Consider the following 16,112-nt stretch of genomic DNA (forward strand, 5'->3'; position numbering starts at 1 on the left):
GAAAATTATATTTTAATCTTTTATGAAAATAAAAGGAGAAATGTTATGTTTATTGGATATCTAACAACGATAAAAAAACCGGGTGAATTACCTGAATTAATAGCGGTTGCGTGTGCATATAAAGGAATACCATTTGTTTATTTAAATCCAAAAGATATTAAAATAAATGAGGAAACAGTAAGAGGAAGAATATTTATTAATAATAAATGGAAACGAGCGACTGTTCCATTACCTAAATTTATAGATATATCTCCATATTGTTTTAAAATGCCGCGTGAAAAATTGGAATTTCTGCGTAAAAATACTGTTTTATCTGATACAGGAGAAAATAGATTTAATAAAGTGAACCTACAAAAACTCCTTCTAAAAGATAAGCAATTCAAGGAATTAGTTATACCTACAAAGTCAATTGAAACTTTTGAAGATGTGAAGGAATTTTTAGATAGATATAATCAAATAATTTTAAAACCGATATCCGGGCAATTTGGTAATGGTGTAATCTCAATAATGAAAGAGGAAGAAAGTTTTTTACTTAAATATGATGATACTGAAGAAAGAATAAATGGTGTTGAATTGAAGAGCTTTTACAATGACAAAGTTAATTCAAAACAATACATTGTTCAAAAATATATTAATTCTATTACAAAAGGTGGATATCCCTTTGATTGCAGAATAAATATGGAAAAAAATGAAAAAGGTAATTGGGTAATCGCAAGAAAGTTTATTCGAGTCGGTATAGGTCAAAAAGTTGTATCCAATATTAGTCGTGGTGGAGGGGTTAGTGATACAAAACCGTTTTTAAAAGCAAACTTTTATGATAAACATCATCAAATTGAACAGAGATTAAAAAACATTGGTAAGAAATTGCCTAATAAAATTGAAGAATTAAGAAACATTACTTTAGTAAGAATGGGAATTGACTTAGGAATAGATTCGGATGGTAGTGTATACTTGTTTGAAATTAATAGTTCCCCTGGTACTACACAATTAAGAGATCAAGCAGCCTTGTTGAGAACAGATTACTACAGTTATGTTATTAATAAACTGAGCATATCATAAATTCAAAAAAGAAGTGTGATAAAAAATGTTAGCAGGAATAATGAGATTTAAGAAGAAGATACCCATGAGTTTTTTTAGATTACTAACTATGCATTCTCATCAATATGGGGTTAGTTTGATTTATTTTACTCCTGAAGATATAAAAATTAAAGAGAAAAAGATAATTGGAAAAATGTTATTAAACGATCAATTGGTAGAGATTGAAAGTAGAGTACCTGATTACATTGATGTGAGTCCACATTTTTTTAATAAGAAGAATTCAAAGAAATATAAAACAGAAGTAAATTTTTTAAAGAAAAATTCCGACTTATCTATTGATAGAAGACAGATAATCCGCAAAGATAGGTTACAAAAAGTATTATTGGAATCAAATACCTTTTCTCATTTGTCAATACCGACGTTTAAAATAAAAGAATTTGATGATTTTATTAAATATATTAACAAATATAATAAAGTTATTTTTAAATCAACAAGTGGGTTACAGGGTAAAGGGGTAACTGTTATAACTAAAAACAATCAAGACTTTATTATAGGTGAACAAAGAGAAGATAAAGTTTTAAATCTTAATCAATTAGAGGAGTTTTTTAACGAGCATATATATGAGAAAAACTACATTATGCAACGATATATTAACTCGCGTTCTAAAACAGGTGATCCAATAGACTGTCGAATTCATTTAGAAAAAAACGATAAAGGTAAGTGGGAAGTAGCAAGAAAATTTATCAGAGTAGGTATAGGTCAAAAGGTAGTTTCTAATATTAGCCAAGGTGGGTGTATAGCTGACGTTAAAAGTTACCTGAAATTTACATTTGGTAATGAGTGGGAACAAATTTATAGAAAAATAACAAATATTGAAACTAAACTTCCTTATTTTATTGAAAAACATGAGAAAAAGAAGTTCATGGTTATGGGATTTGACGTAGCAATAGATTTAAATGGTGAATTATATATTTTTGAGGTTAACAGCTTTCCAATCATTGCACCTCAAAGAGCTCAGGTTGCAAGAATACGATCGGGATATTATGCATTTAGGATAAAATCCAATATTAATCGAAATAAAACATCTAGTAAGGATAAGACGAGGAAGCCTAAATTAAATGGTGATTTTTACAAGAAAGAGTATCATAAGTTAATTAATAGCACATCTTGGAAAATTTCTAAACCTGTAAGACAAGTAGGTCATTTAATTAAGAAGTTTAAAAGGTAATAAAAATCGAACAATTACATGAGAAAAAACGCATGAAATTATGATTGTTAAGTCTAATTTCATGCGTTTTCTTATTTTAAATGGTTTGTTTTTGTTTCTTTGAATCATTAAAGAAATAATGTAAGTTATTATTTGTTTTTATCTAGATAATAACGCATATATCCAGTTCTTAACAGTGCTACTTGACCAAGTGCATTAGAAATACCAGGATAACTATTAATTTCAAACATATATATTTTTTTATCTCTGTCTATACCTAAGTCCAATCCGATAGAATTAATTTCAAAGTTCACCATTTTTTCTACCGCATCAGGTATTAATTCTATTATTCCTTTTAATTGATCATTTATTTTTTTTTCATCACTTGAGTTATATTCTGTTTTAAGGAAGCTTTTTAGCTTTGCTGTTCCTCCTCCTGCTGATAAGTTAGAAGTAATTTTGTTATTAAAACCTACCCTTGCGTATCGCTGAGCAACACACCATTTACCACGGTAATCTTTTTCAAAATTTATTCTTATATCAAATGGATGTCCATTTTTCGTTTTAAATTCGATAAACTGAGACATTAGTAATCCTTTTTTTCTAATAAATTCTTTATAAAAGTCTAAAAAGTTGTCTTCATAAATTATTTTATTTTTATTTTCACTTTCGTAGATAAACTTATCATCTGATATTCTTTCTAAAGTAAATATTCCTTTTCCTTTATCCGAATATAATGGTTTAAAAATAGCCTTTTTATTTTGTTTAAGGAAATAAAGTACATGCTTTTTATTTTTTATTCTTGTACTAGGGATGAGAATATCTTTTAATATACTTTCTTTTTCAAAATAGCGATATTCTTTCATTTTCCCACCAAATGGTTTAAACATAAAATGGGATTTGTTAGATAAGAAGGTGTGTAATTCCCTGTTATTACTTTTATAAGGCGTATTATTTATTATTTTAGGTATGTCACTTGTTGTTTTTATAAATTTGTTGTCTCTTAATACATAGCCAGTAATCTTCTCATTTTCCATATTAACACCTTTATCATCAAAAAAAATCATATCGAGTCCATAATGCTTTCCTATTATTGCATAGATCATCATTGTAGATTTATATGGTATGTTCCATCTAAAAAAACCAACTTTATCCATTTACATTTCTCCTTATTTTAAACAACTATATTCATTATATCTTATTTATTAATTAGCTTCTAAAATATATAGTGAAATTATTTAAAAGGATTTTTTCATATATATTTTAATGGAATTTGATATTACACTTGAATTCATCTATATTTTATCCGATATTAATAGTAAGATACAAATAAGGAGGTGAAATTCATTGCGTAATAAAAAATCTATCACTCTTTCATGTCTGATTACTTTCTTTCTTTTAGGAGCCAGTCTACATACGGTTAAAGCAAATGAAATAACAGAAGTAAATACACAAAATATAAATCAAGTAGAAAACACAAAAGAAAAAGAACAAGTTGTAGATGAAGAAAAGAAACAAGAAATTCAAGATGAAGAGCGTGTTCAAGAACAAAAGGAATTAGAACAAGAGTCGGCAAAAACTGAAGAAAATGATGCTGAACGCAATGAAGTGGAAAAGGGTAACGAGAACACAGAGGTAAGGGAAGATGAGAAAAATTCGGTAGATAACGAGACTCCATCTAATGATGAACAGGAGATAGAACTCGACGATTCGAAAGTAGAGGACAAAGAATCAGATGATAAAAAAACAGCAAGAATGTTATCTACTAATAAAGCATCTGACAGTTTAGAAAAAGGTGTTAAAAATCCACAAGTAATTAGTTTAAAAGAACAGTTAACCAAGCTAGGCTTCGCAAACTTTAAGACGCCAAATAAATACTACGGCAAAAGGACAGAACAAGCGGTAAAAGATTTTCAACAGTATTATGGCTTAAAAGTAACGGGTGTAGCAGATTCAAAAACAGTAGAGAAAGTAAACAGTATAGCGAATAGTCCTTTACAAAAAGGGAAAAGACATCAAGACACTATTTCATTGAAAGAGAATTTGATTGTCTTAGGCTACTTGAAATTGAACAACCCGAACACGTATTTTGGTTCACAAACAGAAAAGGCAGTGAAAGAGTTTCAATCTGATCGCGGCTTAAAAGTGACTGGAATAGCTGACCCAGTAACTGTGGAAAAGCTGCAAAATGAAGCAGATGCTCCGCTCCAAAAAGGGATGTCACGTTCTGATGCAGTTGAGCTAAAAGAACAGTTAACCAAGCTAGGCTTCGCAAATTTTAAGACGCCAAATAAATACTACGGCAAAAGGACAGAACAAGCGGTAAAAGATTTTCAACAGTATTATGGCTTAAAAGTAACGGGTGTAGCAGATTCAAAAACAGTAGAGAAAGTAAACAGTATAGCGCGAACAGTCCTTTACAAAAAGGGAAAAGACATCAAGATGCTATTACATTAAAAGAAGACTTAAATAGGTTGGGATATCTAGATTTTCAAAACCCAACAACTTATTATGGCACCCAAACAGCAAATGCAGTTGCAAGTTTTCAAATTCATTTTGGCTTAAAACCAAATGGCATTGCTGAAGAAAAAACACTTGCTAAAATAGATGAAATATTATCTAGTGATTTCCAAAAAGGAAATAGTTCTGAAGAGATTAAAAAATTAAAAGAAGACTTAGTAGCATTAGGATATGTTTCTTTTAAAAATCCTAATAAATACTATGGGACTAAAACAGAACAAGCAGTAAAAGATTTTCAAAAAAACAATGGTTTACCTATTTCTGGCATAGCTGACGAAGTAACGTTAAAAGAAATTGAGAAGGCTATGAAAGGAATGCGATATACCCGTTATAACTTATCCTTAGAAGAAGCCGTTACAATTCAAATGAACGCAAGCCCACAAACGGATAAAAATTATGCTTATGTTTCAAAAAATTACATCGATGATAATCAAACGGTAACAGCTAGCAAATTAAATGTTCGTAGTGGTGCTGGTACAAAGTCATCTATTGTTGGTACTTTGGTTAAAGGTGATAAAGTAAACATCATTAGTGAGTACAATGGTTGGTATATCATAGAATTTAACGGTAGTTCACAATGGGTTGATGCAAGTCCTCAAGATGTGGAGTATTATCTAAATCCTAATAATTTTGTGGGCGATACGAAACAAAGATTTCAGTTTTTAGATTTATCTAAAGGAAGTGCTGCATCAGCTGTTGATCTCAATAAATTCCTTGCTGGAAAAGGAATTCTTGAAGGAAAAGGTGCATCCTTTATTCGTGCTAGTAATCTGCACGGAGTAAATGATATTTATCTGTTATCACATGCTTTACTAGAGACAGGAAATGGTACTTCTAAACTTGCTACAGGTGTTCAGGTTGGCAAGGATAAAACTGGTAAACTAGTATTAGTAGATTCTAAAAATAAATCTAGTTTAAAAAATGTTAAAACAGTTTATAATATGTATGGTATTGGTGCATATGATAATTGTGCAGTAGAATGTGGTGCAAAGTATGCATATGAAAACGATTGGACAACTCCTGAACGAGCAATTGTAAGAGGAGCTACGTTTATTGGTAATAGCTATATTAAATCTGGATTAAACACATTGTATAAAATGCGTTGGAATCCAGAGGCGATGGCAAATACAAATGCATATGGAAAACAATATGCAACCGATATCGGATGGGCATCGAAGCAAGTAAATTCCATGTACAATCTTTATCAACAAATTCAAAACTATACGATTTACCTTGATTTACCAGTTTATAAATAATTAAACGAATAAGAGATAAGGGGAAGGCCCTAAAGATAAATCTTTAGGGCCTTTCTTTTTATTAAAATATAAAATAAAATTATCAGCGTATATAAATCGGTCACATTTAGTTAGGCAAATATTTTAAGCTCATATAAAGTTGATTCAACATGTGCCGGAGGAGAACCAATTAGGACTAAAATAAAAAGAAGAACATTTACGAAAGAATTCAAAAAGTTTATCCAGCTGCACCTATCTGGTAAACCAAGAGGTAAAATCATCAAAGAATACAAACTTAACCATCTACCTTTGATAGATGTGTTCGCTAACACATACATTTAGGTGAAGGAAAAGACAATCGAAACCCCGAACAGGAAGAGCCAATCAAATTACACAAAGAAAACCAAAGGCTTGCCATTCGCACCTAAAGGTATAAAAGTATCTACGCATTAAAATGCTAGATACTGTAATTACAAGCCATGCTGATAACGGGACGAAAGTAATTGTGATTCGTAATAACCGTCACAAATACTCAGTATCAGCAATATGTGCTGCCCTACAAATTCCAAGAAGTATGTTTTATTATAAGGCATATGAAAGAGCAAGGACTTGTTTCAAAGTACACAGTAGTATAATTTAAACCCAAAAAAATGGCATTATATCTGCGTATTGGTAGATTTTTTTAATCGTGAAATAATTGGCTACAGTGCTGGCCCTTATAAGAACGCAGTAGCTGAAGCAACACTTAAAACAGAGTTCGTTAATGGAAGAGTGTTCCAAGCCAAAAAGAACATGAGTTAGAGTTATTTGGTTATGTAAACTGGTTAATAATATTCGAATTCACGGCCCATTGAATTATTTAACACCAAAGGAATACAAGCAAAAACTCTACGCAGGAGTAAATACGAATTAGTATCGGAGCACCCACTTTACTTGGAGTGGCGGGTGTGATAGCCTTTTTGTGGTATGCTAGCATAGTATTAAATTAGCTAGAAGCATGGCACAGAAATCATACCCGCAAAGAATCCAAGTCAAGTGACAAAGTGCATGCACCATTTTCAATAAAAAGTACATATATGGTATGCTACAAACAAGTTTATACCTTAAAAAAATTGTTCAGTTTAGTGTTGAAATACAAATATCTATTTCGCTGTCTGGGGAAACATTCCATCAAGGACTTTTCCGATAACATCTCGTCTTTCTCCTTCCCATGGATAGTGATGCATACTAAGCATGGGGTGAGAATTTACTTCTAAAATATAAAAAGATTCCCCTTTTATAATGACATCAACTCCGCACACTCTGAGACCAGGGATGGACCGGATAGCTTTGGCAACGCCCTTTTTTATGTCATCATCCACTTGATTTGTAACATCGATGGCATCGCCACCAGTTGAGACATTCGAGTTATCCCTTAAATAAACCACCTCACCAATAGCTGGTATATAAGCAGGAGATAAGTGATGTTTTTTTAGAATCCTCTTACTTTCTTCATCTAATACGAGTTGTTTATGAATAGGGTTTTTTCTTGCTTTTCTTTCTTCATTTTTATGTTCAATTAATTGTTCGACAGTATGTTTCCCATCGCCAACAACATTGGCAGGTATTCGTTTAGCAACTGCAACTATTTCATTTTTCACAAAGGTAAATCGATACTCTTCACCATCAACGAATTCCTCAATTAAAACATGATCATACTTTTCACCGACCTTATCAAAGCAAGCTGTGAATTCCTTTTTATTATCAATATTCACAAACACAGACCTTCCCATCGTTCCATTATATGGTTTTATAACGACAGGAAGAATTGGTTTTGCCCAATTCCAAGCTCTATATCGTTCCTCTTTAGAAAAGACAACATTCTCAGGTGCAGGATACCTACTACTTCTAAGTAGTCTACTAGTTACTTCTTTTAATCTTGTAGTTTTGATGGCTAAAGGTGAATTGTATGCGTGAGATACTTTGCCTCGCCTTACTAAATAACGTTTAGACCCATGAGACATCCTAAATCGCTTTTTGGGTAAAATCTCAAAATTTATTCCTCGATTCCATGCTTCCCTTACAAGCATTCGGTTCGAACTACTTAGTTTTCTACCAACAATATCTATTGTTTTCATAACATACTTCTCCTTCTTATATCATTATACGTACTGAGATAAAGTTACCAAAAATTAATAGACAGGAGTTCCATTGTCTTTCTCTCGGCGTGATATAGATGGAGAGGAAGATGAGGAATGGCCAGTGCTGTTGTTTGGTAGATAAGAAAAAGAGAGTTATAAAAGAGATGGAGGCCAAATAAGAGCGATGTTCAAACGATTTTAAAAAAAGCAGAAAAAAGAATTAAAAATAGGAAGGATTTAACTATTTAATCACTCTATTACAGTTTTAAGCAACTAATACACATAAACTATGTCACTTGTAGCAAAGTATGTAATATGTAGATTTTATGATATTTGATATATAATTTTGGAAAACTCTTTTCCTTATTATCCAAGAATATGGTAGAATAAACTTGATATAAAATATAGTTTTATAAAAGCAGGTGTACTATGTGGAACATAAGTGAATTGGTTATCGCATTTTTGATTTCCATTATGACAGCAATACTAGTCACTCCACTTCTTATTAAAATTGTAAACAAATTAAATATAGTAGATAAACCGAATCAAAAGCGTAAATTCCATAAGGGGGAAAAGCCAAGCCTTGGTGGTCTAGCAATATTTATTGGTGTGGCTGCTGGGTATCTTTATTTACAACCATCACATCCATACTTAGATGAAATTATTATTGGTGCATTTATCATCATTTTGACAGGTATTTTAGATGATGTTTTTGGATTGAAGCCAATTTATAAATTACTAGGTCAGATTGCAGCTGCACTTGTTGTTGTTTCATCAGGTTTAATTATTGACAAGCTAACAATTCCCTTCGCGGGGACAGTTTATTTAGATGATTGGGGTATTCTTATCACAGTACTGTGGATTGTAGGAGCATCCAATGCCATTAATTTAATTGATGGATTAGACGGTCTAGCTGCGGGGGTTTCCACCATTGCATTTACAAGTATAATGATTATGGCTATCATGGATTATCGAGTTATTGTTGTTTATTTAGCGATTATTTTAATTGGAGGAACACTCGGATTTCTAGTGCATAATTTTTATCCTGCAAAGATTTTTATGGGGGATACAGGTGCATTGTTTTTAGGATATTCGATTGCTGTTGTTTCTATGTTTGGTCTTTTTAAAAACGTTGCCTTATTTAGTTTTATCGTGCCATTTATTGTTATTGCTATTCCGATTTACGACACGATATTAGCGATTATTCGACGTACATTAAACAAACAAGGTATTGCAACAGCAGATCGAGAGCATATCCATTATCGTTTAATGTCAATGGGTTACTCTCATCGTGGTTCTGTTTTGATTATTTATGGATTCAGCATATTTTTTGGACTAATGGCGATTGTGTTTAATAGCTCTACATTATTAACATCATTTGTAATTATGATTGGAATCCTCTTAGGAATTCGTTTAATAACGGAGATGGCAGGAGTTACCTATTTAAATCGCCAACCACTTTTAAATGTGTTCCGCAAGCTTTCTAGCGATAAGCAATCGTTTGAACGAGATAAACATTAGCCTGGAGTAATGACTGTAAGTTTCTTAATATTAATATGTTGTTTTATCTGAGAGAGTGGGCTATGGTCTACTCTTTTAGTTTGTTTATGAATATAAAAAACTTAAAAGGGCGGTTTAATTATTAAATCAAACCGTCCTTTTAAGTTATATCTTCTATATAGCTATTCTTTTCATTATCAATTATTCCGCTATCTCCTCTGATGCATATGTTCCAGAATCGCTATCCTTCAGCTCGAGATGATCTCTTAAGATTTCTTTTACTTCTTCTACAGATTCTTGTTCTACAATTTCATAGACAACTCCATTAATTCGTTCTGAATGAGACTCATAACTGATTTGGTCAATATTGCTTGGACTAAAATTTGGATATGCTTTGTAAAAACCTAACCCCTCACTAATATGAAGGTTTGTCTCAATACTATTTCCGATTTCTTTGGCGATTTCATCAATTTTTGCAATAGATGATAGGGAAGTTGCTTTGTCCACAATTGCCTTAATAATCTCTTGTTGACGTTCGGCTCTACCCTTGTCACCATTTGGATCCATTTTTCTCATTCGAGCGAAGGCAAGAGCTTCTTCACCATCTACCTCCATTGGTCCTTCATGAAATTCAACCCAGCGAGAGCCAGGTGCCATTGTTTTTTCTTCAAAATCAAAAGGAACATCGACTGTGATTCCACCTAGAATATCAATAATATTAATAAAGGCATCAAAATCAACAGCTGCATAATAATCCACTGGAATATCTAAAAAATTTTCTACCGTATCGATTGTCATTTTCTTGCCACCAAAAGCATGTGCATGATTAATTTTATCTGTTGTACCATGACCAATAATATCAACATATGTGTCACGGGGAATACTTAATAATTTCATTCGTTCATCTTTTGGATTAAAAGTGATTAACATCAAACTATCTGTTCTACCATTCGCTCCATCTGTCGAATAGTCCTCAATTCCCATTAATAAAACAGAAACAGGGTCCTTACTTATTGTTACTGTTTGATCTCGTAAATCAGATTTTTCTCTACCAAGATCATTGTATGATTTACTTGCTGCATTATATGTTTCAAAAATTTTATAGCCACCAAAGCTAATAACTCCAATAAACAGGATTAAAATAAAGAGAGTTAATTTTCTTAATTTTCTCTTTTTCTTTGTCTTACGGACAGCTAATCGCTTCATGAGTACAGACTCCTTTTATGGTAAAATAAAACCCCTAACTTTACTTATTATAGGTATTTTCGACAAATTTTGCAATATGACTTTATAACAAAAGTAGCACAGAAATCATGACTTTCTAATTCATATTCTAGTTATTCCAGCCTTTTAATAGGTCAGCTTTTATCTTAGATGTGGAAATATTTACTGTTCTTGGTAAGTAAATAACCTCACAATATGATTTTAAAAAGTCAAAGGTTCCTGTCCAGTCATCTCCCATCACAAAAACATCGATATCATGTACTTGGATATCATGTGTTTTTTGTTGCCAGGAATACTCAGGAATAACTTTGTCAACATAGCGAATTGCTTCAAGGATCAATTTTCTCTCTTCATATGGGTGATACGCTTTTTTACCTTTCATCGCATTAAATTCGTCTGTCGATAAACCAACAATTAAATAATCACCTAAAGCTTTTGCGCGTTTTAATATATTGATATGGCCAATATGGGTTAAATCAAATGTTCCATAAGTAATAACCTTTTTCATATGCTACTCCTTCATATCGATATTGTTTAGCATCAAGATGTTACTCATGAGTAATACAAAGAAGAATAATTTATCGGAATCAGTGTGGATGAACGAAGCCGCACTGATTGAAGTTTCACTTTATACAAAGTAAACATAAAACACCTTTTTAAAATGATGCTTTACTTACTTATCTCTATTCTTCCCTTTCAAGTTTATCCAACCCCCACCCAATATTCAACCTATTTTCCGACTTTTTAAAAATAATATGCCCCCTCTATCAAATATTTCCCGATTATATTTGTGAAGGAGGTGATAAGATGGCAACAGCAAGTATGATTAACTCCAGATTACGTATGGTTTTCTATGCAGGGGAGGATGTTTTAACAGGAAAGCCAATCTATAAGACAAAAACATTTAACTTGCAGGAAGATGCAACAGACAAAGAGATCTATGATGTAGCAGAAGCACTACAAAGCTTACAACAACGCTCACTTTATAATGTAGAGCGTGTGGACAAATTCGAAATCCGTAAAGCATAACATGATTTCGATGAAAATAGGGGGTAAGTTCAACGAGTCGTGGATATGAAGAGCTTGCCAACTAGAGGAGGGAGGTGGATTGGATGAAAAAGCTAGAATTGAAATTTAAAAATATCGAAGGAAAAGTTGTCACATTGGCATTGGATGAACCAATTGAACCGGTAGATCCAGCAGAAGTGAGCCGTGTGATGGATGAGGTGATTGCACTAAATACCTTCACATCTAGTGGAGGAGGATTAGTTGAAAAGCACAGTGCCCGCATCTCAGAACATCATGTAGAAGAAGTTGAAATCCAGTAATGATACGGAGGCCCTGGCAATATGCCGGGGCTTTCATGTTAGTAGATGGGAAGAGAGGAAACGAAGCTTTAGCTTTTGATTGTCATGTGAAAGGAAATAATCAGCCAGAAGTGATACCAATATATTTTCGGATAGGGTAGAGGAAATAAGTAAGCTTCATGAAAGGAGGGGTTATAATGGAAGTTCAATCATGGATGGCATTTGTAACAGATATCGGCTTTCCAGTTGCAGTAACATTTTATTTGTTACATCGCATTGAAGGAAAACTCAATCAACTTATCGAATCCATCCACGGATTACCAGAAAAAATGCAATAACAGAAAAACTCCAGCTCGTTGGGATCTAGCTGACTCCCGATAAGCTGGAGTTTTGATTTAAAAGAAGTTAGAAGCGGATTGTTAGGGGAGGGAGGGCGCACATCCCATCGCTTCAAGCGCACATCCCCCGGCCTAAAGCACACATCCTCAGAATTGGCTCCTCCTACATCGTTTTCACATTTGGGCTTTGATTATCATTATTTTCTTGATGTTCTGCATCAAAACTCTTTAATTTAATCCTGAACAATTTCGTTAAAAAGATCATATAGACAAGGCCGATAGCTACCCAGATGATCCCCCAAATTAATGCATCAGATTGTAGTTGTGACCATAGTATTCCTGTACTTAGAGTTCCTAATGAAGGCATAATGACATATTTAAATACCTCACGAGCTGTTTTATATCTTTTTTGTTGAAATACAAAGTATGCTATAACGGATAAGTTGACGAAGGAAAATGCAATTAAAGCACCAAAGTTAATGACTGAAGCAATCAGTTCTAGGTTAGGCCATATGGCAAATAATGAAACAATTCCTGTTAGGATAATGGTGAAAATCGGTGTACGAAACTTTGGATGAACATATCCAAAGTATTTCTTCGGAAGTATCCCGTTTCGTCCCATCACATAAAGTAAGCGAGAAACACTTGCATGTGATGCAAGTCCGGAAGCGACCGTAGCTGCAAAGGCGCCTGCCATAAAAATGAGCTGAAATATTTTCCCACCTAAATATAAACCAATTTCCGGTAATGTATCATCTAATACATGAAAAACAGAGAGATCTGGAAATAATGTTTGTGCAAAATAGGAGCCGACAAAGAAAATAAATCCACCTAAAAGTACTGTAATAATGATTGCTCTTGGAACGGTTGAAGCAGATTTGGCTTCTTCTGTATACATCGTTATAGCATCGAAACCGATGAAGGAAAATGCTACGACGGTTGCTCCAGTCAAGACGGCGACGATTTCTACATTCGCATGAAATAGTGGTTGTAATGTAAAAATCGTGCCTTCTCCCATTCCATGATATAACTGGATAGATCCAATCACAATAAAGGAAAGCATTAATAATATGGTAAAACTGACAAGGATTGTATTCAGTCCAGAGGTCGAGCGCATACTATATATATTTATTGCCGTTACAATGGCTACATAACCTACGACCCAAATCCAAACAGGGACACTAGGAAACAAGGATTCCATATAAATGCGAATGATTAAAGCATTTACCATTGGAAGTAATAAATAGTCAAGGAGTGAAGCCCAGCCAACGAAAAATCCAAGATGAGGTCCTAGCGTTTTTCGTGTATACGTATATGCGGAGCCTGCATCAGGAAAGACACGAACCATTTTCCCGTAGCTTATCGCTGTTAATACCATGACTAATAATCCGATAAGATAGGCAAGAGGCACAACACCGTTTGTCATTTTGGAAACAATACCAAATGTATCAAAAACGACTGTCGGTGTCATATAACCTAATCCAAGTGCAACAACCGCCCAAACTCCTAAAGAGCGTTTAAGCGTAGTTTTTTCATTCATACATCATGCCTCCTATATTTCGTTATGAAATTACTGACACCGCCTACATTTTGTGGTTTTCTGTCCAATCAATAATAAAATTAGCATAAACGTTTGCCACCTCAAGAACACTGTAAAGATCAACATTTTCATCAGGTCCGTGCATATTTTCACCAATTGGTCCAAAGCATAATCCAGCCTTATTATAGTATTGTGTGAATCGCGCATCATTGCCGGAAGCCCTGCCAATAATATTTACCTGATGATTTAATATATTTTCTGATGTGTTGATAAATGTTTTGACAAAGGGGTGATGGGGATCTTGATACCAAGGTTCAGTGGACCAACCAAACCATTCAATCACTGGTGGATTGTTTGTTAACCATTCATCATGAGCGGCAGCTTGGGAGATGGTATCATGAATTAACTTTTTTATTTCCTTCCGACTTTCACCTGGAATAAAACCAATTCGACATTCTAACACCGCTTCTCCGGGAACAGTCGATACCCAATCTCCTGCATGAAGGGCCCCTAGATTAAGATGTACTGCTTGGCCTGAACCCTGTTCATATAGTTCAAACGTAATGTTTTCGCTCCGCCATTTATTCAGCTCCTCTAGTGCATGAAACACTTTGTACATTTTGGAAATGGCATTTACCCCTTCATGTGCCAATCCGGCATGAGCTGTTTTTCCTTTCACTTTCACTCGAAAATACATAATCCCAGCATGTGATATGGTGACATTTAAATTATGTGGTTCCGTGGAAATGAAGCCGTCGGTAATATATCCTTCTTCAAAGCATGCTAAAGCTCCTCCGCCACCACCAGCTTCTTCTTCAATGACACAATGTAACTGCACATCACCAGGGATGGGATAACCTAAATCAATCAACGTTTTTAATGCGAACCAATTGGCAACTAAGCCAGATTTCATATCAGCAGATCCTCTTCCATAGAGTTTATTCCCGATGATTTTTCCGCCCCAAGGGTCTACCGTCCAACCCCCAATAGGATCCGGTGAAACAACATCCATATGTCCATGTAATGTTAAGGATGGTGCTTTTTCACGATTTTTCCCATGATAGATTCCGATAAGATTCTTTCGTCCTGAAAAGGGGATTCCTGAATCAATAAAAGCTTCGTGCTTGGAAATCTCCTCATAATCTGGCCCAAATTCGTGAATTTCTAAACCAATTTCCTCATACTTGTGCTTCATATAGTTTTGTCCTTCGTGTTCATTCCCAACGATGGTTTTAATTTGGACGAGCTCTTGAATCGTTTGATATAATTCTTCTTTATTTTGGTTCATATAGTTACGTATGTTCGTATCCAACGATAATCCTCCTGTTTGATTAAAATATATTTCTAAGTGAAGCCCCTTATCGATATTTCGCTTGTGGATAGATAGGGGCTTTTAATTTCGTACTATTTCTCTTGATAATCTTTATTTTTCCATTCCATTAAAGCTCCATATTGTAAAGAAGCTTCATCACCAGGTAAATAATTTTTAATGACATGTTTCAATTCAAATCCATTTCTCATCTGAAATGTTAATACAGGGTCGTAAATTTTTTCCTCCTGTACTTTGGCAACATATTCTTCTGCACTAAGATGGTCGGCATATTTATAAAAAAATGGCATTCGTCCACCAATAAAAATACTTTTTAAATTTAAATCTTGGCAAATCTTTTTTCGGCCATTGTACAAATGTCGGCCTAATTTCATTTTCCGATAGTCTGGGTCGATGCCAACTTCTATTCCATAAAGATGATTTCCTGTTGGATTATGGTTCCGTATATAACCTTCATCACAAATCTCCTCATAGCAGTGTTCATCACTATAATCTTCCATATTCACAATTAAACTCGAAGCATTCCCAACCATTTTTCCTTTATATTCAACGCAAATTTGTCCTTCTGGGAATAGTTTTAATTGATTTTTAAAATGCTCGGACTTCAGTGACATTTCTGATCCGAAGCATTTATGGGATAGGTCTACAATTTTTCTAACGTCACTATCTTGAATATTCCGAACAATTACGTCGTTTTTCACCATTTTTAAATTTAAACTCATCATGAATCTCTCCTTTATAAATGATTTGGAA

Annotated in this window: 15 protein-coding genes and 1 pseudogene; 9 read left to right on the top strand and 7 right to left on the bottom strand. The window is 33.7% G+C overall.

Going from position 1 to position 16,112, the window contains the following annotated elements; genetic code table 11:
• The first annotated feature begins 45 nt into the window (after positions 1-45).
• Positions 46-1,059 (top strand): YheC/YheD family protein, encoded by a 1,014-nt coding sequence (locus FHP05_RS04670; RefSeq protein ID WP_147666080.1) that lies wholly within the window; start codon positions 46-48, stop codon positions 1,057-1,059.
• 25 nt (positions 1,060-1,084) lie between these two features.
• The gene (locus tag FHP05_RS04675; protein ID WP_147666081.1) at positions 1,085-2,266 is read left to right on the top strand and encodes a YheC/YheD family protein; all 1,182 of its coding nucleotides are present in this window, start codon (positions 1,085-1,087) and stop codon (positions 2,264-2,266) included.
• Between the two features lie 128 nt (positions 2,267-2,394).
• On the opposite strand, the gene FHP05_RS04680 is transcribed toward FHP05_RS04675, so the two are convergent.
• Positions 2,395-3,402, bottom strand: a complete 1,008-nt coding sequence (locus FHP05_RS04680) for a YheC/YheD family protein (RefSeq protein WP_147666082.1) — start codon at positions 3,400-3,402, stop codon at positions 2,395-2,397.
• A 190-nt stretch (positions 3,403-3,592) separates the two neighbouring features.
• Between FHP05_RS04680 and FHP05_RS04685 the strand changes: the two genes are divergently transcribed.
• The 3 genes and pseudogenes from FHP05_RS04685 to FHP05_RS15745 all read left to right on the top strand — a co-directional run bounded on the left by FHP05_RS04685 (position 3,593) and on the right by FHP05_RS15745 (position 6,913).
• On the top strand, positions 3,593-4,702 hold the full coding sequence (locus FHP05_RS04685; protein ID WP_147666083.1) for a peptidoglycan-binding domain-containing protein: 1,110 nt from the start codon (positions 3,593-3,595) through the stop codon (positions 4,700-4,702).
• Between the two features lie 17 nt (positions 4,703-4,719).
• Positions 4,720-6,021: an N-acetylglucosaminidase gene (locus tag FHP05_RS04690; RefSeq protein WP_147666084.1), complete on the top strand. Its 1,302-nt coding sequence runs from the start codon at positions 4,720-4,722 to the stop codon at positions 6,019-6,021.
• Positions 6,022-6,189: 168 nt separating this feature from the next.
• Positions 6,190-6,913: pseudogene (locus FHP05_RS15745) on the top strand (IS3 family transposase).
• 229 nt (positions 6,914-7,142) lie between these two features.
• Here the strand turns inward: FHP05_RS15745 and FHP05_RS04700 are convergent.
• The gene (locus FHP05_RS04700; protein WP_147666085.1) at positions 7,143-8,117 is read right to left on the bottom strand and encodes an ATP-grasp domain-containing protein; all 975 of its coding nucleotides are present in this window, start codon (positions 8,115-8,117) and stop codon (positions 7,143-7,145) included.
• 432 nt (positions 8,118-8,549) lie between these two features.
• On the opposite strand from FHP05_RS04700, the gene FHP05_RS04705 reads away from it, so the two are divergent.
• A complete protein-coding gene (locus tag FHP05_RS04705) occupies positions 8,550-9,641 on the top strand; it encodes a glycosyltransferase family 4 protein (protein WP_147666086.1) in 1,092 nt (363 codons plus the stop codon).
• 180 nt (positions 9,642-9,821) lie between these two features.
• On the opposite strand, the gene FHP05_RS04710 is transcribed toward FHP05_RS04705, so the two are convergent.
• Together FHP05_RS04710 and tagD are read right to left on the bottom strand one after the other, a co-directional pair.
• Positions 9,822-10,826, bottom strand: a complete 1,005-nt coding sequence (locus tag FHP05_RS04710; protein ID WP_147666087.1) for an LCP family protein — start codon at positions 10,824-10,826, stop codon at positions 9,822-9,824.
• A 127-nt stretch (positions 10,827-10,953) separates the two neighbouring features.
• Positions 10,954-11,352, bottom strand: coding sequence for a glycerol-3-phosphate cytidylyltransferase (tagD, locus tag FHP05_RS04715; protein WP_147666088.1), 399 nt, complete (start codon positions 11,350-11,352; stop codon positions 10,954-10,956).
• Between the two features lie 299 nt (positions 11,353-11,651).
• Between tagD and FHP05_RS04720 the strand changes: the two genes are divergently transcribed.
• The 3 genes from FHP05_RS04720 to FHP05_RS04730 all read left to right on the top strand — a co-directional run bounded on the left by FHP05_RS04720 (position 11,652) and on the right by FHP05_RS04730 (position 12,489).
• Entirely contained in the window at positions 11,652-11,873 is a 222-nt protein-coding gene (locus FHP05_RS04720) for a DUF1659 domain-containing protein (RefSeq protein WP_147666089.1), read from the top strand.
• Positions 11,874-11,956: 83 nt separating this feature from the next.
• On the top strand, positions 11,957-12,172 hold the full coding sequence (locus FHP05_RS04725) for a DUF2922 domain-containing protein (RefSeq protein WP_147666090.1): 216 nt from the start codon (positions 11,957-11,959) through the stop codon (positions 12,170-12,172).
• A 176-nt stretch (positions 12,173-12,348) separates the two neighbouring features.
• On the top strand, positions 12,349-12,489 hold the full coding sequence (locus tag FHP05_RS04730) for a YvrJ family protein (RefSeq protein WP_147666091.1): 141 nt from the start codon (positions 12,349-12,351) through the stop codon (positions 12,487-12,489).
• A gap of 163 nt (positions 12,490-12,652) precedes the next feature.
• Here the strand turns inward: FHP05_RS04730 and FHP05_RS04735 are convergent, their stop codons facing one another.
• From FHP05_RS04735 to FHP05_RS04745, 3 genes are all read right to left on the bottom strand, one after another.
• The gene (locus FHP05_RS04735) at positions 12,653-14,029 is read right to left on the bottom strand and encodes an APC family permease (RefSeq protein WP_147666092.1); all 1,377 of its coding nucleotides are present in this window, start codon (positions 14,027-14,029) and stop codon (positions 12,653-12,655) included.
• Positions 14,030-14,072: 43 nt separating this feature from the next.
• The gene (locus FHP05_RS04740) at positions 14,073-15,341 is read right to left on the bottom strand and encodes an ArgE/DapE family deacylase (protein WP_147666093.1); all 1,269 of its coding nucleotides are present in this window, start codon (positions 15,339-15,341) and stop codon (positions 14,073-14,075) included.
• A gap of 92 nt (positions 15,342-15,433) precedes the next feature.
• Positions 15,434-16,081, bottom strand: a complete 648-nt coding sequence (locus FHP05_RS04745; protein ID WP_191126234.1) for a GNAT family N-acetyltransferase — start codon at positions 16,079-16,081, stop codon at positions 15,434-15,436.
• Positions 16,082-16,112 lie beyond the last annotated feature (31 nt).

Origin of the sequence: Cerasibacillus terrae (assembly GCF_008039555.1) — a bacterium.
Lineage (GTDB): Bacteria > Bacillota > Bacilli > Bacillales > Amphibacillaceae > Cerasibacillus > Cerasibacillus terrae.